Source organism: Streptomyces muensis (genome assembly GCF_021474425.1).
Taxonomy (GTDB): domain Bacteria; phylum Actinomycetota; class Actinomycetes; order Streptomycetales; family Streptomycetaceae; genus Streptomyces; species Streptomyces muensis.
Genome location: NZ_JAKEIP010000048.1, coordinates 1 through 21,102 on the forward strand (window position 1 = coordinate 1; position 21,102 = coordinate 21,102).

16 protein-coding genes are annotated in these 21,102 nt (G+C 69.9%); 3 read left to right on the forward strand and 13 right to left on the reverse strand.

What is annotated here, in order from left to right; genetic code table 11:
• Positions 1–77: 77 nt before the first annotated feature.
• The 5 genes from L0P92_RS14860 to L0P92_RS14880 form a co-directional block, all read right to left on the reverse strand.
• Positions 78–917 carry a carbohydrate ABC transporter permease gene (locus L0P92_RS14860; protein WP_234763145.1) on the reverse strand — a complete coding sequence of 280 codons (840 nt, stop codon included), beginning with the start codon at positions 915–917 and terminating at the stop codon, positions 78–80.
• Complete coding sequence (locus L0P92_RS14865) at positions 914–2,278, reverse strand: ABC transporter permease (protein ID WP_234763146.1); 1,365 nt, start codon at positions 2,276–2,278, stop codon at positions 914–916. The genes L0P92_RS14860 and L0P92_RS14865 overlap by 4 nt, the downstream gene beginning before the upstream one ends.
• A 6-nt stretch (positions 2,279–2,284) precedes the next feature.
• Positions 2,285–3,622, reverse strand: a complete 1,338-nt coding sequence (locus L0P92_RS14870) for an ABC transporter substrate-binding protein (protein ID WP_234763153.1) — start codon at positions 3,620–3,622, stop codon at positions 2,285–2,287.
• A 58-nt stretch (positions 3,623–3,680) separates the two neighbouring features.
• Complete coding sequence (locus tag L0P92_RS14875) at positions 3,681–5,315, reverse strand: glycoside hydrolase family 13 protein (RefSeq protein WP_234763155.1); 1,635 nt, start codon at positions 5,313–5,315, stop codon at positions 3,681–3,683.
• A gap of 135 nt (positions 5,316–5,450) precedes the next feature.
• A complete protein-coding gene (locus L0P92_RS14880; RefSeq protein ID WP_234763157.1) occupies positions 5,451–6,722 on the reverse strand; it encodes an ABC transporter substrate-binding protein in 1,272 nt (423 codons plus the stop codon).
• Between the two features lie 126 nt (positions 6,723–6,848).
• On the opposite strand from L0P92_RS14880, the gene L0P92_RS14885 reads away from it, so the two are divergent.
• The 3 genes from L0P92_RS14885 (at position 6,849) to L0P92_RS14895 (ending at position 10,511) form a co-directional block, all read left to right on the forward strand.
• Positions 6,849–7,364, forward strand: coding sequence for a PadR family transcriptional regulator (locus tag L0P92_RS14885; protein ID WP_234763158.1), 516 nt, complete (start codon positions 6,849–6,851; stop codon positions 7,362–7,364).
• A 125-nt stretch (positions 7,365–7,489) separates the two neighbouring features.
• Positions 7,490–8,221 (forward strand): ABC transporter ATP-binding protein, encoded by a 732-nt coding sequence (locus L0P92_RS14890; protein WP_234763200.1) that lies wholly within the window; start codon positions 7,490–7,492, stop codon positions 8,219–8,221.
• Position 8,222: 1 nt separating this feature from the next.
• Positions 8,223–10,511, forward strand: coding sequence for an FtsX-like permease family protein (locus L0P92_RS14895; protein ID WP_234763160.1), 2,289 nt, complete (start codon positions 8,223–8,225; stop codon positions 10,509–10,511).
• A gap of 138 nt (positions 10,512–10,649) precedes the next feature.
• On the opposite strand, the gene pgi is transcribed toward L0P92_RS14895, so the two are convergent.
• From pgi to L0P92_RS14935, 8 genes are all read right to left on the reverse strand, one after another.
• Positions 10,650–12,305: a glucose-6-phosphate isomerase gene (gene pgi, locus L0P92_RS14900; RefSeq protein WP_234763161.1), complete on the reverse strand. Its 1,656-nt coding sequence runs from the start codon at positions 12,303–12,305 to the stop codon at positions 10,650–10,652.
• 52 nt (positions 12,306–12,357) lie between these two features.
• On the reverse strand, positions 12,358–13,644 hold the full coding sequence (locus L0P92_RS14905) for an MFS transporter (RefSeq protein WP_234763163.1): 1,287 nt from the start codon (positions 13,642–13,644) through the stop codon (positions 12,358–12,360).
• Positions 13,645–13,781: 137 nt separating this feature from the next.
• Positions 13,782–14,117 (reverse strand): RNA polymerase-binding protein RbpA, encoded by a 336-nt coding sequence (locus L0P92_RS14910; RefSeq protein ID WP_003976875.1) that lies wholly within the window; start codon positions 14,115–14,117, stop codon positions 13,782–13,784.
• A gap of 201 nt (positions 14,118–14,318) precedes the next feature.
• On the reverse strand, positions 14,319–14,549 hold the full coding sequence (secG, locus tag L0P92_RS14915) for a preprotein translocase subunit SecG (RefSeq protein WP_009300451.1): 231 nt from the start codon (positions 14,547–14,549) through the stop codon (positions 14,319–14,321).
• Positions 14,550–14,651: 102 nt separating this feature from the next.
• Positions 14,652–15,407 carry a triose-phosphate isomerase gene (tpiA, locus tag L0P92_RS14920; protein WP_234763165.1) on the reverse strand — a complete coding sequence of 252 codons (756 nt, stop codon included), beginning with the start codon at positions 15,405–15,407 and terminating at the stop codon, positions 14,652–14,654.
• Between the two features lie 42 nt (positions 15,408–15,449).
• Complete coding sequence (locus tag L0P92_RS14925) at positions 15,450–16,661, reverse strand: phosphoglycerate kinase (protein ID WP_234763167.1); 1,212 nt, start codon at positions 16,659–16,661, stop codon at positions 15,450–15,452.
• A gap of 155 nt (positions 16,662–16,816) precedes the next feature.
• Complete coding sequence (gene gap / locus L0P92_RS14930) at positions 16,817–17,827, reverse strand: type I glyceraldehyde-3-phosphate dehydrogenase (protein WP_062713766.1); 1,011 nt, start codon at positions 17,825–17,827, stop codon at positions 16,817–16,819.
• Between the two features lie 229 nt (positions 17,828–18,056).
• A complete protein-coding gene (locus L0P92_RS14935) occupies positions 18,057–21,011 on the reverse strand; it encodes a M14 family metallopeptidase (protein WP_234763168.1) in 2,955 nt (984 codons plus the stop codon).
• Positions 21,012–21,102 lie beyond the last annotated feature (91 nt).

The window sequence follows — 21,102 nt, forward strand, 5'->3', positions numbered from 1 at the left end:
GAAGAACAACGCCCGGGGTCGAAGGGGCGGAGCCCCTGGGGATGGGACGGGTAGGGGCGGCGGGGGCGAGTAACCCTCTACTTGACCGAGCCCGCCATCATCCCCTGCACAAAATGCCGCTGGAACGCGAAGAACACGACCACCGGCACCACCAGCGACACGAACGCCCCCGGCGCCAGCACATCGATGTTGCTGCCGAACTGCCGTATCTGCGACTGGAGTTCAACGGTCAACGGCTGCGACGCACTGTCGGCGAACAGCAACGCCACCAGCATGTCGTTCCACACCCAAAGGAACTGGAAGATGGCCAGCGAGGCAATCGCGGGCCGCCCCACCGGAAGCACCAGCCGCGTGAAGATCCGCCACTCACTCCCCCCGTCCATCCGAGCCGCCTCCAGCATCTCCTTCGGCATCTCGGCAAAGTAGTTCCGCAACAGGAACACCGCGAACGGCAACCCGTACGCCACATGGAAGAGGACAACCCCGGGAATCGTGCCGAACAGCCCGAGCTGACCGAAGAGTTTGGCCACAGGAAGCAGCCCGATCTGCACGGGCACCACCAGCAACGCCACCACGACCAGGAAGATCGCCTCACGCCCGGGAAAGTCCAGCCACGCGAACGCGTACCCGGCGAGCGCCGCGAGGACGACGACCAGCACGGTCGCCGGCACCGAGATCAGCACGGTGTTCCAGAAGGCCTGACTGATCCCGGCGTTCCCCAGCAGTGCCGAGTAGTTGTCGAAGGACAGCTGCCCGGGACTGGTGAACACGGTCCACCAGCCACCCGTCGCCGTGTCCTCGGCGGACCGCAGCGACGACAGGAACAGCCCGGCGAGCGGCGTCAGCCACACCAGCCCGACCACCACGAGAAGCGCCTGGACGACCCCGTTGCCCAGCCCGCGCCTGACCGCGTTCATCGCTGACTCCCTCGGAAACGGCGGACGTTGAAGACCATGGCGGGGATCACCAGCAGCAGCAGAAGCACACCCAGCGCGCTGCCGAGCCCCTGGTTGTTGCCGCCGCCGAACGACACCAGCCACATCTGTGTCGCGAGCACGGTCGCGTCCTCCTGCACCGGCCCGGGCGCGATGATGTAGACGAGGTCGAAGACCTTCATCACGTTGATCACGAGGGTGACGAAGACGACCGTGAGGACGGGCGCCAGCAGCGGCACCGTGATCCGCCGGAAGATCTGCCACTCGTTGGCGCCGTCCATCCGCGCCGCCTCCAGCGCGTCCCTCGGCAGCGCCGCCAGCCCCGCGCCGATCAGGACCATCGCGAACCCGGTCCAGATCCACAGGTACGCCCCGATGATCGCCGGTGTCACGAGCGTGGGCCCGAGCCAGGAGACGCCCTCGTAGGGGGCGGCGAAGTTCGAGGCCGGCAGCTTCACCGTGTACGCGCCCTCGTCCAGCCCCTCGAAGCGGAAGGAACCGTCGGACGCCGTGGTCGTCGACGCGACCGCCTTCCCGGCCCGCACCGCCTCGACCTTCATCTCCGGCAGCCCGCTCTCCCGCCGGTCCACCTTGCCCTGCTTCCCTCCTCCACCGGGCGTGAAGTCCAGGTACACGACGCCCCGCAGCTCGCCGGGGCTCGCCTTCCGCTCCGCGGCCGCGGACGCCGGCTCGGTGCCCCCGGGCAGGTCGTCGGGCAGTACGCCGACCAGTCCCAGCGTGACCGACTCACCCGGCGAGACGGTGGCGCTCGTGCGGTACGAGCCGTCCGTTCCCTTCGCCAGCCCCTGCCCGTCACGTGCCCGGGCCGTCGGATACGTCGAGGTGCCCTGGAAGGCGTCGTGCACGGAGACGACGGCGGCGTTGAGCACGCCCTTGTCCGGGTCCTCGTCGTAGGCGAGGCGGAAGATGATGCCGGCGGCGAGGAAGGACACGGCCATCGGCATGAACAGCAGCAGCTTGAAGGCGGTGGCCCAGCGGATCTTCTCCACCAGCACGGCCAGGATCAGGCCGAGGCCGGTCAGCAGGGCCGGGGCCACCACCACCCAGATCGTGGTGTTGCGGATGGCCTTGAGGGTGGCCGGGTCGCGGAACATCTCGGCGTAGTTCTCGCCGCCCACGAAACGGGTGCCGGAGGCGTCGAAGAAGCTGCGGCCGATCGAGAACAGCACCGGATACACGACCAGCGCGCCCAGCAGGAGCAGCGCGGGGAAGACGAAGAGCAGGGCGATGATCCGCGCGCGCCGCCGCGAGCGCCGGGCACGTTCCCTGCCCGGGCTCACGGCGGCCCCGCGGCTCGCCTCTTTCAGGAGAGTGGCGGTCATGTCGGGTCAGCCCTGGCCCTCGTACGCCTTGGCCGCCGCGGCCTCCAGCTTGGCCGCGGTGCCCTTCGGGTCGGACGGGTCGCGCAGGAAGTCCTGGAGGAGCTTCCACTCGCCCGCGCCCTTGGTGCCGCCGAACGCGGCCGGGGCCTGGTCGGACATGTCGAAGCGGACCGAGTCGGAAGCACCCGCCGCGACAAGGGACTTGGCGGTCGCCCGGGTCACGTCGTCGCCGTACGAGGCGAGGTCGACGTTCTTGTTCGGGGACAGGAAGCCGCCCGCCTCCGCCCACACGGCCGCGGCCTCGGGTGTCGCCAGGTACTCCAGCAGGGCCATGCCGGCCTTCTGGTTCTTGCCGTCCTTCAGCACGACGGCCGCGTCGCCGCCGCTGACGACCGGCGCCTTGCCGCCGCCGACGGCCGGGAAGGGGAAGAAGTTCGCGTCCTCGCCGATCTTCTTGCCGAACTGGTCCTTGGCGACGCCCGCGACGAAGTCGCCCTCGTAGACCATGCCCGCCTCGGGCTTGGGCCCGAACACCTTCTCCACCGAACCCGGGAAGTCGGTGTTCAGGGCGCCCTTCTGGCCGCCCGCGATCAGCTGCTTGTCCTTGAACAGCTTGCCGAGGGTGGTGAGCGCCTCGACGACGGACGCGTCGGTCCACTTCAGCTCGTGCGCGGCGAGCGCGTCGTACTTCTCGGGTCCGGCCTGGGAGAGGTAGACGTTCTCGAACCAGTCGGTGAGGGTCCAGCCGTCCTGTCCGGCGACCGAGAAGGCGGCGAGGCCGGAGTCGGAGACCGTCTGTCCGGCCTTCAGCATGTCGTCGTACGACTTCGGCGGCTCGACGCCGGCCTGGGCGAGGGCGTCGGGGCTGTACCAGACGGTCGACTTGTGGGCGGCCTTGAAGTAGAGGCCGTAGAGGGTGTCGTCGACGCTGCCGTAGTCCTTCCACACGGGGGCGAAGTTGGCGTCGACAGACTGCTGGGCGGTCTTGGACAGCGGCTTGAGCCAGTCGTTCTTCGCGAACTGCTGGAGGACGCCGACCTGCGGGACCATCACCACGTCCGGGGCGTTGCCGCCCTCGATCTTGCTGCCGACGACGGTGGAGACGTTGTCCCCGGTGGACACGAACGTCGTCTTGGCGCCGGTCTTCTCGGTGAACGCGTCCAGGACCTTCTGGAAGTTCTTCTGCTCGGTGCCGGTCCACACGCCGGCCACGGTGACCGTCTGTCCGCTGAGCGCCTTGTCACCGCCACCGGCCGAGACCGGTCCGCCGCCGCAGGCGGTCGCGCCGAGTGCCAGGACGAGGGCGGTGCAGCCGGTGAGCAGGGTGGTACGTCGTCGCATCATCGTTGATGTCCCTTCGGGGAGGTGGGAGTTGACGGGAGCTCGGGGCTCCTGGGGGGCTTCAGAGGTCGGCGTCGTCGCCGATCCACCACGCGGCGGTGGAGCCGGGCAGCACCCCGGCCGGGCAGGGGCCGCTGGACAGCAGCGGGGTGCCGGAGACCGGCGCCGGGGTGGGTGCCGTACCGAAGTTGACGGCGCAGACGAGGCCGTCGCCGCGGACGAAGGCCAGGACGCCGGGCGGGCTGTCCAGCCAGCGCAGCGTGCCCTCGCCCAGCTGGGGCAGGGCGTCGCGGAGTTGGAGGCCGTCGCGGTACAGGTGCCAGAAGGAGCGGGTGTCGGCGAGGGCGCGGTCGGTGGCGTACTCGGCGAAGTACTCGGGCTGCGGCAGCCACGGCTTGGCGCTCTCGGCGCCGGAGGTGAAGCCGAACGGGGAGGCCTGGCCGGACCACGGCAGCGGCACCCGGCAGCCGTCGCGGATGCGGGCCCTGCTGCCGGTGCGGTGGAAGATCGGGTCGGTGAGGACGTCGTCGGGCAGGTCGACGACCTCGGGCAGGCCCAGCTCCTCGCCCTGGTAGATGTACGCGGCTCCGGGCAGCGCCAGCATCAGCAGCGCGGCGGCGCGGGCGCGGGCCGTGCCCAGGCCGCTGCCCTCCGGCGCGGGTTCGCCGTAGCGGGTGACGGTGCGGACCTGGTCGTGGTTGTTGAGGACCCAGGTGACCGTCGAGCCGGTGCCGGCGATGTCCTGCATGGCCTCGGTGATGACCTTGCGGAAGGCGTCGGCCTCCCAGGGGGCGCTGAGCAGGTCGAAGAAGAACGCCTGGTGGAGTTCGTCGTCGCGGACGTACAGGGCGTGTTCGCGCGCGGTCGGCACGGAGACCTCGCCGACGAGGAGGCGCTCGCGGCCGTCGCGGGCGGTGTACTCCTCGCATATGGAGCGCCACTTGCGCCACACGGCGTGCACCTCGGGCTGGTTCCAGGCGAGCGGGTTGACCGAGTCGCGGGTGCGGGCGTCGGCCTCCGGGTCGTCGGAGTCGGGCAGTTCCGGGTGCTTGAAGAGGCCGGCGGCGACGTCGATACGGAAGCCGTCGATGCCCCGGTCCAGCCAGAACCGGAGAATGCGGTCGAACTCGGCGCCGATCTCGGGGTTGCGCCAGTTCCAGTCGGGCTGCTCGGGCGCGAACATGTGCAGGTACCACTGGCCGGCCCGCCCGTCCGCCTCGGTCACCCGGCTCCAGGCCGGGCCGCCGAACATGGAGTGCCAGTTGTTGGGCGGCTCCTCGCCGGCGGCCCCCCGGCCGTCGGCGAAGTGGAAGCGGGCGCGGGCGGCGCTGCCGGGCTCGGCGGACAGCGCCTCCTCGAACCACGGGTGCTCGCTGGAGCAGTGGTTCGGGACGATGTCGAGCAGCACCTTGATCCCGAGCCGCCTGGCCGCGGCGACCAGCAGGTCGAACTCGGCGAGATCACCGAAGAGCGGGTCGACGTCGCAGTAGTCGGCGACGTCGTAGCCGTGGTCGTGCTGCGGCGAGGGATAGAAGGGGCTCAGCCAGATCCCGTCGACACCCAGCTTCTTCAGGTACGGCAGCCCGGCCCGGACCCCGGCGAGATCGCCGACACCGTCGCCGGTGCTGTCGAGGAAGCTGCGGACGTAGACCTGGTAGATCACCGCGTCACGCCACCAGTGGTACTTACTCAGCATGCATGCATGTTAAGTAGTGGTTTCAGGAGGGTGTCAATGAACTGGGCGTAAGCTACCGAGGAGTCGGGGCTTTATATCCGCCTATTTCAGGCCAGAGCGACCAGAGAAGAGACCTCGGCGTTACTTAACAAGTAACTAGCGAGAGGAGACGGCGGCGAGCTCTCTCGCCAGTCGTCGCACAGCTGCCGCGGGCGTCTCGTGCCCGGTCATCGCGTCGTGCACGACCGCCTGCACCACCAGGCTCACCTGGTCGTAGCGGGGGCTCTTGGGGCGCGGCGCGGCCGTGCGCACGCTCTCGCGCAGGGTCGGCAGATACGGGAACGCGCGCACGAGCTCACGGTCCTCGTACAGGTCGGCCCGTACCGGCGGCAGCGCGCCGCGCGTGAGGACCTGGCGCTGGACGCGCTCACTGGTCAGGTAGGCGATGAGCCGGGCGGCCGAGTCGGGATACCGGGCGTGGGTACTGACGGCCAGGTTGGAGCCGCCCAGCACGCTCCTGCCCGGTCCGTCCGGACCCGGCAGCGGCACGGCGCCGATCTTCCCGGACACCGGCGAGCCCTTGGCCGACGCGCCGACATAGGCGTACGGCCAGTTGCGGAGGAACAGCAGACGCCCGTCCTGGAAGGCCTGCTTGGACTCCTCCTCCTTGTACGTCAGCGCCTGCTTCGGGATCCAGCCCTCGCGCACGCCACGGGCGAGGAAGTCGATGCCCTCGCGGGCCGCCGTCGAGTTCACGGTGACGCGCTCGCCCTCGTCGCCGAGGATCGAGCCGCCCGCCGAGTAGACGGCCTCGGCGGCGTTCACGGTGAGGCCCTCGTAGGGCAGGAACTGGCCCGCGTAGCCGTCGAGGCCGTACTTGGGCGCGATGGTCTTGGCCTGTTTCTCCAGCTCGGCCCAGGTGCGCGGCGGGTCGAGGCCCTCCTTGGCGAGGACGTCCTTGCGGTAGAGGAGCAGGCCGGCGTTGGTGACGTACGGGACGGCGTAGAGCTGTCGGTCGTAGGTCGCCGTGTCCACGACCGGCGGCAGGAAGGCGTCCAGCGGGAAGCGGTCGCGGGCCAGCGGACGGATCCAGCCCTGCGCGGCGAACTCCGAGGTCCAGCTGACGTCGATGTTCAGGATGTCGAAGCGGCTGCGGTCGCCGGCGCGCAGGTCGGTGGTCATCTGCGCGTGTGTCTCGTCGGCGGAGTCGGGCAGCTCGACGAGGGTGACCTTCTCGTCGGGGTGGGTGCGATTCCAGCCGTCCAGTACGGACCCGAGATAGCCCGTGAGGTCTCCGGCGGTGGCGAGGGTCATCGGTCCCCTGCCGCTCGCGGGGCCCTCGTCGGCACGTGCGCCGGCGGCGACGTAACCGGTCAGGATCACAACGAGGACGAGAAGGCCCCTACCGGCGGCATGGATCCACCGCATAGGTTCCTCCCTGTACACCTGGCACCGAACTTCTTCGTCCGGGGTCAGAGGCCATGTATACCTGTTAGGTATGCGCGATACTAGGGCTCGCGGCACATTACCCAGGATGCGAGGAGGAGAGGTCGAGTGCGGCTGCCCCTCCTGGCCCTGCTGGCGCGCGGCCCGGCGCACGGCTACGAGCTGAAGCAGGACCTTGAGCAACTGCTGGGCTCCGCGTACCCTCAGCCGAACGTCGGCCAGATCTATGTGACCCTCGGCCGTCTCGAGAAATCGGGGCTGATAGAGGGCGAGGACGTCGAGCAGACGAGCCGGCCCAACAAGAAGGTCTACCACCTCACCGACGCCGGGCGTGAGGCGCTGCGCGCCTGGTTCGAGGAGCCCGAGGACGAGCCGCGGGTGCGCGACGAGTTCTTCATGAAGCTGGCCGTCGCCCCGCAGACCGGTCTCGCCGACCAGATCGCCCTCATCAACAAACAGCGGCGCCAGTACCTGAACACCATGCGTCAACTGTCGAAACTGGCCGCCGCCGAGGACCGGGACAACCGCATCGCGCATCTGCTGATCGAGGGCGCGATGCTGCACCTCCAGGCCGATCTCGACTGGCTGGAGCGGTGCCAGGAAGAGCTGGAGGAGCTGGAGTGAGCGACGATTCCACTCCTGGGCTGCGCGCCGCCGGTGCCGAGGCGGACGCGAGGAGCGCTGGGCCGGGGGCGCGAGAAAGTGCCGAGGCCGGGGCGAAGAGTGCCGAGGTCGGCGCCGAGAGCCCCGTGCTGCGTTCCGAGGGCCTGGTCAAGACGCATCGCGGCGAGGGCGCTCCGGCGCATGCCGTGCGGGGTGTGGACCTTTCCGTGCGGAAGGGCGAGTTCGTGGCCGTCACCGGTCCGTCCGGTGCCGGTAAGTCGACTCTGCTGCATCTGCTGGGCGGGCTGCAGCGCCCGGACAGCGGGAGCATCTGGCTGGACGGCGAGTGCGCGGACCGCTGGAGCGAGGCCCGCTGGGCGGTGGAGCGCAGGAAGCGCATCGGGATCGTCTTCCAGTTCTTCAACCTGGTCTCCGACCTGTCCGTCGCCGACAACGTCGAGCTGCCCGCGCTGCTGGCCGGCGTCCCGCCGAAGCGGGCGCGTGCCGAGCGGACGGAGCTGCTGGCCGAGCTGGGTCTCACGGGCAAGGAGCGGAGCATGCCGGGCGAGCTGTCCGGTGGCGAGCAGCAGCGGGTGGCGCTGGCCCGGGCGCTGGTCAACCGTCCGCCGCTGCTCCTGGCCGACGAGCCCGCGGGCAGCCTGGACAGCAAGGGCACGCGCGAGGTGATGCGGCTGCTGTCCCGCTTCCACCAGCGCGGCCAGACGATCGTGCTGGTCACGCATGACGCACGGCTGGCGAGCGCGGCGGACCGGGTGATCAGCTTCTTCGACGGCCGGATCGCCGACGACGCCGAGCTGGACGCGGGCACGCCGCCGCGCCGCACCGGGATATCCGGTGTGCTGGAGCTCCGGGACTGAGATGCGAGCCACCCTGCGCTGGGCGCACTCCGATCTGCGCACGCACCGCGGCGAGGCGCTGTTCCTGGTGCTCGCCACGGCCGGGATCGTCGTCTCCCTGCTCCTGGCCACGGCCCTCTTCGGCTACGCCACCAACCCCTGGCAGCGCGTCTTCACCCAGGCGCACGGCGCGCACGTCTGGCTGCACACCGGTTCCACGGCCGAAACCGGGAAGCTGGCTGCGCAGCTCGACGGCGTCGTCGAGTCCGTCGCGGGCCCCTACCCCACCGCCTCCACCACTCTCGCCGCCCGCGGAACCCGCGCCTCCGTCGAGCTACGCGGCACTCCCGAACGCCCCACCGTGGGCCGCCCGCTCCTCACCTCCGGCCACTGGCTGGACCCCGCGAACCCCGACGGAGTGGTCCTGGAGACCCGGCTGGCCCGCGCCCTGCTGGCCGCCCCCGGCGACACCCTCACCCTGCCCGGCTCCGACCGGAGCCTGACCGTGCTCGGCATCGCCGACAGCGCCGAGCCGCGCTACCGGCCGGGCGAGCAGCCGGGCCTCGTCTGGGCTCAGCCGTCCGCCGTGCGCGACCCGGGCGGGCAGGTGATCGGGCTACGGCTGACCGACCCCGACGACACGGACTACGCCGTCCAGCGCGCCGTGACCGTGCTCGGCGCGGGCGCGGTCAGCGAGGTCTCCACCTGGAAGCAGGGGCGCGCCGAGGCACAGGGCGACAACCGGCTGCTCGGGCAGGTGCTGGGCCTGTTCGGGCTGGGCGCGCTGGTCGCCGCCGGGCTCGCCGTGCACGGGGCGATCGGCACCCGGATCCGCGGGCATCTGCGGGACATCTCGGTGCTGAAGGCGATCGGCTTCACACCGGGCCAGGTGGTCCGCGTCTTCCTGCTGCAGCACCTGGCCTACGCCCTGCTGGGCGCGGTGGCCGCCGCTTCTCTCCTCCAAGCCCTCGGCAGCCGCATTCCGGGACGGCTCGGGGACGCGGTCGGGGTCTGGCAGGGGTTGCCCGGACACACCCTTGCGCTGGTCGTGGTGCCGGTCGGGGCGGTGCTGTTCATCGGCGCGACCACCGGGCTCGCGGCGTGGCGGGCGGGGCGGGTGCCGCCGGTACCGGTGCCGCGGCCGTCGGCTCCGCTCGGCGGACGGCTCACCGGTGTGGCCCGGCGCGCGCTCGGGCTGCGTCTGCCGCCCGCGCTCGTACTGGGCTGGCACCGGGCCTTCACCCGCCGCCCGCGGTCCCTGGCGACGGTGGCCCGGCTCGCGCTGCCGCTGCTGCTGATCGTGGTGGCGATGGGCGCGTGGACCACGATCGAGCGGTTCGACAGCCGGCCCGAGCAGATCGGCCTGCCGACCGCTCTCACCGTCCACGCCGACTCCGACCGCGCCGAACGCGACACCCGCGCCCTTCTGGAACGCGACCCACAGGTCGCCGCCGCCTACCCGGGCGTCGAGGTGGCCGCCCTGGTCCCGGGCCAGACGGCCACGATCGCCCTGCGCGGCCTCGGCACCCACACGGCCCCCTACCCGTACGCCCTGGCCGAGGGCCGCCCGGCAGAGGGCCGCGACGAGGCGGTGGCCGGGCAGGGCCTGCTGGAGCTGCTGGACGTGCGGGTCGGCGACTGGGTGCGGATGACCGTCGGCGACCAGCCGCAGATCCTGCACATCGTGGGCCGCAGCATCGAACCGGAGAACGCCGGCCGGGTCATCTCCACCTCCCTCGACACCCTCCGCGAGAACGACCCCGGCCTCGGCCCCACCCTCTACGAGCTACGGCTCACCCCGGGCGCGGACCCCGCCCGGGTCGCCGACCGGCTGGCCACCGCCGGACACGGCAGCCTGGACGTCCACGCCGTACCCAATCCGGCCGACGGGCTCTCGCCCCTGCGCGGAGTCGTCGTCGGCCTGATCGTCGTCCTGGCCCTCATCGGGCTCATCGAACTGCTCACCGCGATCGGCGGCACCGTCCGCGAGAGCGAACGTGACCTGCTGGCCCTGAAGGCCATCGGCCTGTCCCCACGGCAGATCACCGCGATCACGGTCACGTCCACCGCCTGCACCGCCCTGGCCGCGGCTCTCGTCGCCACGGCCCTCGGCGTGCCCCTCGCGCACTGGCTGATCGACGCCCAGGGCAGATCGAGCGGCATCGGCGCCGGGATCGCCCAGGGTCCACCCGGCACCCTCCTGCTGCTGCTCGGTGCGGCGGCGGTGCTCGGCGCCGCCGCGCTCGCCGCCCTCCCGGCATCCCGCGCGGCACGACGCCGACTGGCGGACACGCTGAGCGCGGTCGCCTGAGGGTGGCTGCAGCGGCGCAGCCGCCGCAGCCAAGGGGCGCGGGGAACAGCGCGAGCAACCACGCACCATCCCCGCAGCCGCCGTCCATCAGAAAGCACCGAGCTCATAGGCACCCCGCGCCACCCCCGGAGGGACCGGTCACCGCCGACCGCGCAGCTCCCGGTACTTGGCGACAAGGGCCTTCGTCGACGCGTCGAGACCCGGCACGTCCGCGCCCTCGGTCAGCGCGGGCTCGACCCGCTTGGCGAGGACCTTGCCGAGCTCGACGCCCCACTGGTCGAAGGAGTCGATGTTCCACACCGCGCCCTGTACGAACACCTTGTGCTCGTACAGCGCGATCAGCTGACCGAGCACGGACGGGGTCAGTTCACGCGCGAGGATCGTGGTCGTCGGGTGGTCGCCCTTGAACGTCTTGTGGGTCACCAGCTCCTCCGGCACCCCCTCGGCACGCACCTCCTCAGGCGTCTTGCCGAACGCCAAGGCCTGCGTCTGGGCGAAGAAGTTCGCCATCAACAGGTCGTGCTGCGCCCCCAGTTCCTCGCTCATCTCGGCGACCGGTTCGGCGAAGCCGATGAAGTCCGCCGGGATCAGCTTGGTGCCCTGGTGGATCAGCTGGTAGTACGCGTGCTGCCCGTTGGTGCCCGGCGTGCCCCACACGATCGGCCCGGTCTGCCAGTCGACCTCCCGCCCGTCCCGGCCGACGTACTTGCCGTTGGACTCCATGTCCAACTGCTGCAGATACGCCGTGAACTTCGACAGGTAGTGGCTGTACGGCAGCACCGCGTGCGACTGGGCGTCGTGGAAGTTGCCGTACCAGATGCCCAACAGGCCGAGCAGCAGCGGCACATTGGACTCGGCGGGCGCGGTGCGGAAGTGCTCGTCGACGATACGGAAGCCGTCGAGCATCTCCCGGAAGTTGTCCGGCCCGATGGCGATCATCAGGGACAGGCCGATCGCCGAGTCGTAGGAGTAGCGTCCGCCGACCCAGTCCCAGAACTCGAACATGTTGGCCGTGTCGATGCCGAAGTCGGCGACCTTCCCGGCGTTCGTCGACAGCGCGACGAAGTGCTTGGCCACGGCCTCCGGGCCGGCGTCCAGCTGAGTGAGGAGCCAGTTGCGGGCCGAGGTGGCGTTGGTGATCGTCTCGATGGTGGTGAAGGTCTTCGAGGCGATGATGAACAGCGTCTCCGCCGCGTCCAGGTCGTGCGTCGCCTCGTGCAGGTCGGCGCCGTCGACGTTCGACACGAAGCGGACGGTGAGGCCGCGGTCGGTGTAGCTGCGCAGCACCTCGTAGGCCATCGCCGGGCCGAGGTCGGAGCCGCCGATGCCGATGTTGACGACGTTCTTGATGCGCCTGCCGGTGTGGCCGGTCCAGGCGCCGGAGCGGACCCGCTCGGCGAAGTCGGCCATCTTGTCGAGCACGGCGTGCACATCCGGGACGACGTTCTCCCCGTCGACCTCGATCACCGCCTCCCGCGGTGCGCGCAGCGCGGTGTGCAGCACGGCGCGGTCCTCGGTGGTGTTGATCTTCTCGCCGCGGAACATGGCGTCCCGCAGTCCGAACACGTCCGTCGCGGCGGCCAGCTCGCGCAGCAGCCGCAGCGTCTCGTCGGTGACGAGGTGCTTGGAGTAGTCGATGTGCAGGTCGCCGACCTGCAGCGTGTACCCCGCACCGCGGCCCGGGTCGGCGGCGAACAGCTCCCGCAGCCGCACTTCGCCGAGCTCCTCGCGATGCTTGGCCAGCGCGGTCCACTCGGGCGTCTGGTTGAGCCTGGTACGGCCGTCTGCGTTCATGTCCGACTTCAGCCTTCTTTCGTGCCTGTCCCAGCTGTTCCAACCTAATTGATCAGCGCGCGGCGTGAGCCGTCGTGGCGTCGTCGTCCGGCGCAACAACAGGTACGTCCGGCTTGCGCACAGGTATCAGCGCGCCGAGGGCCAGCACGAAGAAGGCCGCTGTGAGCAGGGGCGGGGTGTTGAGTCCCCAGGCGGTGGCGACGGCTCCGCCCAGCAGGGCGCCGAGCGGCACCCCGGCGAAGGCCAGCGTCCGGAAGGCCGAGGCGACTCTGCCGAGCAGCTCGGCGGGGCTGCGCTGCTGCATGAGTGTCGTCGTGTTGACGTTCCACACCATGCCCATGAGCCCGAAGACGGCCAGGGCGGCCACCAGCACGGCCAGGCTGCGCACGGTGCCCATGACGACGAGTGCCGCGATCTGCACCGCACCGGCGATCAGCACGGCCGGGACGGCGCCCAGCCGCTTCACGATCCTGCCGTTCAGCACTCCCCCGGCCAGCCCTCCGACGGTGAACGCGGCACCCGCCGCCGCATATCCCACCGGGCCGGCGTCGAGCCAACCGGTCACCAGGACGACCAGGGTGGCGAGCTGGGCTCCCATGCCGATGTTGCACAGGGCGGTGGCGGCGCACAGGCCGCGCAGGGCCCGGTCGTGCCACAGGGTGCGCAGTCCCTCGGCGATCTCCCGGCGCAGGGTGCTGCCCGCCGGGGCCGGCTTTCGCTCGGGTGTCTCGATCCGCAGCGAGGCCACCAGCGCGGCCGCCACCACATAGGTGCCGGCGTCGGCAGCGAAGGGAACGGCTGCTCCCGCTGCCAGCAGCACCGGCACGACCGGCCCGCCGACCAGTCCGCCGGCGATGCGCTGCCCGGTCATCAGGCGGGCGTTCGCACTGCCGAGGGCGTCGCGGTCCACCAGGACCGGGAGCAGGGAGGTGGCCGCGTTGTCGAACAGTGTCTGGAGTGCGGTCAGTGTGAAGGCCAGCGCGATGAGCAGCCCGATCGAGGCGTGTCCGAGCGCCACGGCCACCGCGAACGCGCCGACCAGCAGGGCCCGTAACGCGTCCACCGTCCACATCGCGCTGCGCTGGTCCACCCGGTCGGCGACGGCGCCGCCGAGCAGCCCGAAGAGGATCCACGGCAGATAGCCACAGGCGGTGACCGCGGCGATCAGCAGCGGCCGGTCCGTCAGCGTCACGGCGAGGAGCGGCAGGGCTGCCGTACGCAGGGAGTCACCGAAGCTGGAGAGCACGGCGGCGCTCCACAGCCGTCCGAAACCGCCGCGCCACGCGGGCGCACGCACCCCCACCGTCCCAGCCGTCGTCACAACTCCCCCTCGGTCCATCGATGCGGAAGATCGATACACAAACCGTAGAGGGCGCCACTGACAATCGGCCTCGGAGCGGGAGTCCGCCGGCGGTGGGCCGGTGTGTCTTACAGGTCCGGCCGGACACCCATGGATGCCCGGCCGGTCCTCAACTCCTAGATTTCGCCCCGCAGTTTGGCGAGTGCCTCGGCGAGGATCGCCTCGCCGTCCGCGTCACTGCGTCGTTCCCGTACATACGCCAGGTGCGTCTTGTAGGGCTCGGTGCGCGGCGGGTCCGGCGGGTTGTCCCGGTCCTGTCCGGCGGGGAAGCCGCAGCGCGGGCAGTCCCAGGTCTCGGGAACCTGCGCGTCGCTGGCGAAGCTGGGCTGCGTCTCGTGCCCGTTGGAGCACCAGAAGGAGATGCGGAGACGCGGCGCGGACTCGCCGCGCTCGGCCTCGCCCATCGGCCCCGCCCCGACCCGGCTTCCTCGGATCGCGTTGCCACTTGCCACGGTCGTAACTCCCTGCGTGATGGTGCCGCAAAGCGAGTCGGCGTTTCGCTTCGCTGCGAGCGCCTCAGTCTACGTAAGGCCCAACGCGCGTCCAGTGATTGGAGTTACAGAGCCCTCACACCTAGACGCAAGCCCCATGATAGGCCGCGCTCAGCTGCGCGTACCGAACATGGGGCCTTACGTGCGGATTGTGCGTGCCGGTCAGTTGTTCACCTTCATCAGGATGCCGAGCACGACAATGCACGCGAACCACAGCAGACCGACCACTACGGTGATCCGGTCGAGGTTGCGCTCGGCGACCGAGGAGCCGCCGACGGACGACTGCATGCCGCCACCGAACATGTCGGAGAGGCCGCCGCCCTTCCCCTTGTGCATCAGCACCAGCAGCATCAGCAGCAGGCTGAAGACGATCAGGGCGATGGAGAACCCCATAACCACGGCTGGACCAACTTCCTCGGATTCGGATGGACGACGGGGGCACAGCACCGTGGCTGCGCCCCCGCAAGGGTACGACGGATCGCCGCTACCGCATACTCACTGGTCGCGGAACCGCACGATCTTGACGAACTCGTCGGCGTCCAGCGACGCGCCACCGACCAGGGCGCCGTCGATGTCGGCCTGGGCCATGATCTCGGCGACGTTGCCGGACTTGACCGAGCCGCCGTACTGGATGCGGACCTTGTCGGCCAGCTCCTGGGTGTAAAGCTCGGCGATCTTGCCGCGGATGGCGGCGCAGACCTCCTGGGCGTCCTCGGCGCCGCAGACCTTGCCGGTGCCGATGGCCCAGACGGGCTCGTAGGCGATCACCACGGTCTCGGCCTGCTCGGCCGGGAGGTCCTTCAGACCGCCCTCGACCTGGGCGAGGGTGTGGGAGACGTGGTTGCCCGCCTCGCGGACCTCCAGTTCCTCGCCGACGCACAGGATCGGGGTCAGGCCGTGCTTGTAGGCGGCCTTGACCTTGGCGTTGACGATCTCGTCGGTCTCGGCGTGGTACTGGCGGCGCTCGGAGTGGCCGATCGCCACGTACGTGCACTTCAGCTTGGCCAGCATCGGGCCGGAGATCTCGCCGGTGTAGGCGCCGGAGTCCTGGGCCGAGATGTCCTGGGCGCCGTACTTGATCTTCAGCTTGTCGCCGTCGACCAGGGTCTGCACGGAGCGCAGGTCGGTGAAGGGCGGAAGGACGGCGACCTCGACGGCCTCGTAGTCCTTGTCCGCGAGGGCGAAGGCGAGCTTCTGGACGTGGGCGATGGCCTCGAGGTGGTTGAGGTTCATCTTCCAGTTGCCCGCCATCAGCGGCGTGCGCCCAGAAAAATTAGAAGCAGCCATAAAGGGTCAGTCCTCCAGTGCGGCGAGGCCGGGGAGCGTCTTGCCCTCGAGGTATTCGAGGGAGGCGCCGCCACCGGTCGAGATGTGGCCGAACGCGTTCTCGTCGAAGCCGAGCGTGCGCACGGCCGCGGCGGAGTCACCGCCGCCGACGACGGTGAAACCGTCCGAGTCGATGAGTGCCTGGGCCACCGCGGCGGTGCCCTGGGCGTAGTCGGGGTGCTCGAAGACGCCCATGGGACCGTTCCAGAAGACGGTCGCGGCGTCGGTGAGCTTCGAGGCGTACAGCTTGCGGGTCTCCGGACCGATGTCCAGGCCCTCCTGGTCGGCGGGGATGGCGTCCGCGGCGACGGTCGTGGGGTTGGCCGGCGCCTTGGTCTTCAGGTCCGGGAACTCCCCGGCGACCAGGACGTCGACCGGGAGCACCAGTTCCACGCCCAGCTTCTCGGCGCGCTCCATGTACTCCGTGACGGCCGGGATCTGGTCCGCCTGGAGCAGGGAGATGCCGACCTCGTAGCCCTTGGCCTTGAGGAAGGTGTACGCCATGCCGCCGCCGATGAGCAGCCGGTCGGCCTTGCCGAGCAGCTGGTCGATGACGGCGAGCTTGTCGGAGACCTTGGCGCCGCCGAGGGCGACGACGTAGGGCCGCTTGACGTCCTCGGTGAGCTTCTTCAGGACGGCGACCTCGGTGGCGATGAGGTGGCCCGCGTAGTGCGGCAGCTTGGCCGGCAGGTCGTACACCGAGGCGTGCCCCCGGTGCACCGCGCCGAAGCCGTCACCGACGTAGACGTCGGCGAGGGCGGCGAGCTGCTCGGCGAAGGCGCCGCGCTCGGCGTCGTCCTTGCTGGTCTCACCGGCGTTGAAGCGGAGGTTCTCGACGACCGCGACCTGACCGTCGGCGAGGCCCGCGACCACGGCCTGGGCGGACTCGCCGACCGTGTCGGTCGCGAACGCCACGTCGGCGCCGAGGAGTTCCCCGAGGCGCGCGGCGGCCGGGGCGAGGGAGAAGGCGGGGTCCGGGGCGCCCTTGGGGCGGCCCAGGTGCGAGGCGACGACCACGCGGGCGCCCGCCTCGGCCAGCGCCTTGACGGTGGGCAGGACGGCGCGGATACGGCCGTCGTCGGTGATCGTGGTGCCGTCCAGCGGCACGTTCAGGTCGGCGCGGACGAAGACCCGCTTGCCGGCGACGCCTTCGGCGAGAAGTTCGTCGATCGTCTTCATGAAGGGGACTCCTGAGGAGGGCTCGTGATCTCTCGTGATCGCTCGGAAGCGCTCGTGATCCAACAGGTCTGTTCTGCACGCGCGTCAGGGCTCGGACGGCGCGTCCCTGCGCCGCCCGAGCCCTGACTCACATCAATGCGCCTGCTCTGGATATATCAGAGCTGGTTGCCGACGAAGACCGTGAGGTCGACGAGGCGGTTGGAGTAGCCCCACTCGTTGTCGTACCAGCCGAGGATCTTCACCGAGTTGCCCTCCTGGACCATGGTCAGGGAGGAGTCGAAGGTGCAGGAGGCCGGGTCGCTGACGATGTCCGAGGAGACGATCGGGTCCTCGGTGTACGACAGGTAGCCCGCCAGGTCGCCGTCCTCGGAGGCCTTCTTGAACGCGGCGTTGACCTCGTCCTTGGTGACCTCGCGCTGCAGCTGCACGACCAGGTCGGTGGCCGAGCCGGTCGGGACCGGGACGCGCATGGCGATGCCGTCCAGCTTGCCCTTGAGCTGCGGGAGGACCAGCGCGGTCGCCTTGGCGGCACCCGTGGTGGTCGGGATGATGTTCTCGGCGGCGGCGCGGGCGCGACGCAGGTCCGAGTGCGGGAAGTCCAGGATGCGCTGGTCGTTGGTGTACGCGTGGACCGTCGTCATCAGGCCCTTGACGATACCGAAGTTCTCGTCGAGGACCTTGGCCATCGGCGCCACACAGTTGGTGGTGCAGGAGGCGTTGGAGATGACGTGGTGGTTCGCCGGGTCGTACTTGTCCTGGTTGACGCCCATCACGATGGTGATGTCCTCGTCCTTGGCCGGAGCCGAGATGAGGACCTTCTTGGCGCCGCCGGCGAGGTGCTTGGCGGCGTCGGCCTTCTTCGTGAAGATGCCCGTCGACTCGATGACGATGTCGACGCCCAGCTCGCCCCACGGGATGTCGGCGGGGTTGCGCTCGGACAGGACCTTGATGGTGTGTCCGTCGACGGTGATGGTGTCGGCGGTGTGCGACACCTCGGCCTTGAGGCGGCCCAGGATGGTGTCGTACTTCAGCAGGTGGGCGGTGGTCGCGGTGTCACCCAGGTCGTTGACAGCCACGATCTCGATGTCAGCACCCTGCTCCAGCAGCGCGCGGAAGTAGTTGCGACCGATACGACCGAAGCCGTTGATGCCTACGCGGATCGTCACGAACCGATCTCCTCGTTGGTACGCCGGCCATGCGGTGCCGGCGAGCTCTGTTTGGGATGTCCCCGACCGCCTACGACCCTACCTCTCTGAAGCCGCCGTGGTGACATTCAGATGCCTCATACACGGCACGGCGGTCCGTACCCGCCAGTAGGGGTACGGACCGCCCCGGCTTGAAGGCCGGATCACTCGATTTGGTCACCCTGCGTCATACGCGGTTGACCTCGGCGTGTCAGTCGTCAAGTGAGTCCAGGGCCTTTCCGATGAGCGCCTTGCGGTCGGCCGCCGCGGTGACGTGTTCCAGGCCGAAGCCCAGCAGCACCGTGTCGTCCGTCGTGGTCGCGCCGTAGGTCTGGAACAGGGTTCCGGTGCGCGTCCAGTCCTTGAGGACGGCCGGGCTGCCCGCGGGCGGTCCGGTCACGCTCCAGGCGCCGAGCGAGGTCTCGAAGCCCTCGGTCTCGGTGGCGGTGCCGCCGACGACGAGCGCGGCCTCGTCGGCGAGGACGCCGTGGCCGCCGGTGCTCGGGTCGGTGACGTAGGCGAGCGAGATCTCGACCGACTTCCCGGCGTACGCGCTCAGGTCGAACTCGACCTGCTTCCAGCCCTCGGAGGCACCGGTGAGGGCGTTCCACTGGCCGCTGGTGCCGCTCGCGGTGCATCCGCTCGTGGCCACGGTGAGGTAGTGGTTCAGCCAGGGGTGCTCACCCGCGTAGAAGCCGGCCTCGCAGTCCGCGGGGACGGTGGTGCTGGTGGCGCCGCCCGCCTCGGGGAGGGTCGTCCAGTCCTCGGCCCCGGTGGTGTGGGCCTCGACCAGGACGTTGTCGTAGCCGGGTTCGAGGTCCCACAGCAGTTGGGTGCGCAGGGTGGGCTTCTGGGCCGCGGTCACTCCGGTGAGGTCGACGGTCCTGGTCAGCCGCTTGTAGGCGTCGTCGGTGTGGACGGCGGCCACCATGGAGGAACCGGCGTACGGGCCGTAGGGGTTGACGGTCCCGGCGAACTGGCCGGCGCCCGCGCTGGCGAACTGCGGGTACTGGTCGGCGGGGAGCTCGTCGGAAGTGACGCTGTAGGTCCCGGCCTTGTCGAGCGGGTTGCCGGTGGCGTCGCCGAGCGCGCCGGTGAAGCCGCCGAGCCCGCCGGAGCCGGTGAAGCCGGTGGCCCCGGGAATCGACGTACGGGAGTAGGCGCCCAGGTAGTACTGGCTGAAGTCGTCCGACAGGGTGCCGCCGCCGAGGTCGACGTTGCCGCCGGCCTGCTCGCCCGCCTCGATCAGCTTGCCGCCCTCGTTGAGGTAGGCGCGCAGCTGGAGCTGGGTGGCGTTGCCCGGGACGTTCGCGCCCGTGTAGTGGACGACGGTGTCGAAGTGGCCCAGCACGCCGAGCGCGTCGGGTGCGCCCTGCGTGGCGACGTCCCAGACGACCGCCCGGTGGCCGTTGGCCTTGAGCGCGTCGACGTACTTCTGCGCGTGCGTGGCGGTGGCGCCTTCCTCGGCGACGACGAGGACGTCCGCGCGCGGCCGTTCGGCAACCGTGTACGTGAAGTGCGCGCTGGAGACGGGCTTTCCGCTTCTCGTCTCGCCGGTGAACCACACCTCGACCTTGTCGCCCACGTCGCCGTCGGCGACCTTGGCCCGGTACTCGTCGAAGTAGAGGTTGTCCTCACCGCCGTACGTCTGGCCGCCCTTCCAGGGCCGCAGGGCCATGTCGTGCGTACGGCCGCCGTTGACGCGGTACTTGAGCTCCTTGTCGCGCACCGACTTGCGTACGACGACGGAGACCTCCTGGTCGGCGCCGCGGGAGTACGACGTGGTGAAGGGGTCCGTGGTGAAGTCGGCTGCCTTCAGGCCGACCGAGGACTTGGGCTGGTCGGGCCTGGCGGCGGACTCGGCGACCGAGAGCGCGAACGGGATGTTCTTGGCGAACTCGTCCTGGATCAGCTTCTCGTCGTCCGGGAAGTTGAAGACCGACTGGCAGTCCCTGGCGTTCCACTGGTCGTTCGGGTCGATGTTCGACGCGGTCTGGCAGGTCGACATCTCGGGCGTGAACATCGCCAGGCCGTTGACGTTCGACGCGTGGCCGTCCGCCTCGCCGTTGGTGGTGTACAGCTCCGAGGAGACCTGCGGGTGGTAGCCGGGGATCGCGGAGTTGTCGGGGGTGCCGGCGAGCGCCTTGTACATGACGTCGTCGGGCGTGTCGGTGGCCACCTGCCAGCCGACTCCGTAGAGGAGGAGTTCGGCGGCGGAGTGGTAGTTGATGCCGTAGGTGAAGTCGATGCGCTTCTGGAAGGCGTCGATCGCCTTGGTCTCGGGCTCGGAGGCCGGGGACGCGCCGCGGTAGGTCTCGCTGGTGGGGTTGGGGGACGAACCCTCGTCGTCGTAGCCCCACTTGTAGGCGAAGTTGCGGTTGAGGTCGACGCCGTCACCGGTGCTGATGGTGCCGTCGCCGTTGATGTCCCGCAGGTTCTTGCGCCACAGGCGGGTGCTGGAGTCCTGGAACGTGTAGTCGTAGCCGTCGGGGTTGGCCGAGAGGACGAACCACAGCTCGGTCGAGTCGACGATCTTCTTGATGCGTCTGTCCGTCTTGTAGTTGTCCAGGTAGTGGTGCATCAGGCGCCGGGTCATCTCCGGCGTGATCCACTCGCGCGCGTGCTGGTTGGACATGTAGAGGACGGCGGGCTTGGAGCCGTCCTTGGTCTTCTTGGCGTTCTTGGTGAGCTTGACGGCCAGGATGTCCTGTCCGCCGACCGTCTTGCCGATGGAGACGACCTTGGTGAGGCCGGGGTTCTCCTGTCCGGTGCGGACGATCTCCTCCTTGAGGCCGCCGCTTCCGCTGTACGGGCGGTACACGCCCTCGGCGGCCTTCGCGGTGCGGTCCTCGGCCTTGGCGGACAGGTCGTGCTCGGTGAGCTCGACGCCCTTCTTCTCCAACTTCTCGGCCTGGTCGTCGGTGAGGTAGACCTCGACGGTGGCCGTGCCCTTCTCGGGCGCCTGTTCACTGAGTTCGTGCCCGTCCTGGCCGGCCTCCAGCAGCAGGGGTATCTGCTTCTTGGTGACCTCGGCGCGGAAGACCTTGACCTCGTTCGGATCGGTCTCCTGCGAACTTCCTTGCTGGGCCTGGGCGATGGGTGCGATGCTCGCTCCGCCTATCAGGAGCGCGCCGACAGCGAGGATCGATCTCGCTCTGTGTCTCATGAACCCCCCTAGCAGTGATTCGCCACAGTGACGAATGACTGCCAGGCTCATGCCACTTCACGGCCCAGTCAAGAGTGCCGCAAAGACCGAC

Excerpts from the sequence above, each read along its gene's own strand:
- L0P92_RS14865 (WP_234763146.1), bottom strand. The coding sequence starts at position 2,278 with ATGACCGCCACTCTCCTGAAAGAGGCGAGCCGCGGGGCCGCCGTGAGC.
- L0P92_RS14935 (WP_234763168.1), bottom strand. The coding sequence starts at position 21,011 with ATGAGACACAGAGCGAGATCGATCCTCGCTGTCGGCGCGCTCCTGATA.
- L0P92_RS14870 (WP_234763153.1), bottom strand. The coding sequence starts at position 3,622 with ATGATGCGACGACGTACCACCCTGCTCACCGGCTGCACCGCCCTCGTC.
- L0P92_RS14880 (WP_234763157.1), bottom strand. The coding sequence starts at position 6,722 with ATGCGGTGGATCCATGCCGCCGGTAGGGGCCTTCTCGTCCTCGTTGTG.
- L0P92_RS14895 (WP_234763160.1), top strand. The coding sequence starts at position 8,223 with ATGCGAGCCACCCTGCGCTGGGCGCACTCCGATCTGCGCACGCACCGC.
- L0P92_RS14925 (WP_234763167.1), bottom strand. The coding sequence starts at position 16,661 with ATGAAGACGATCGACGAACTTCTCGCCGAAGGCGTCGCCGGCAAGCGG.
- L0P92_RS14875 (WP_234763155.1), bottom strand. The coding sequence starts at position 5,315 with ATGCTGAGTAAGTACCACTGGTGGCGTGACGCGGTGATCTACCAGGTC.
- tpiA (WP_234763165.1), bottom strand. The coding sequence starts at position 15,407 with ATGGCGGGCAACTGGAAGATGAACCTCAACCACCTCGAGGCCATCGCC.
- secG (WP_009300451.1), bottom strand. The coding sequence starts at position 14,549 with ATGGGGTTCTCCATCGCCCTGATCGTCTTCAGCCTGCTGCTGATGCTG.
- pgi (WP_234763161.1), bottom strand. The coding sequence starts at position 12,305 with ATGAACGCAGACGGCCGTACCAGGCTCAACCAGACGCCCGAGTGGACC.
- L0P92_RS14860 (WP_234763145.1), bottom strand. The coding sequence starts at position 917 with ATGAACGCGGTCAGGCGCGGGCTGGGCAACGGGGTCGTCCAGGCGCTT.
- L0P92_RS14905 (WP_234763163.1), bottom strand. The coding sequence starts at position 13,644 with ATGGACCGAGGGGGAGTTGTGACGACGGCTGGGACGGTGGGGGTGCGT.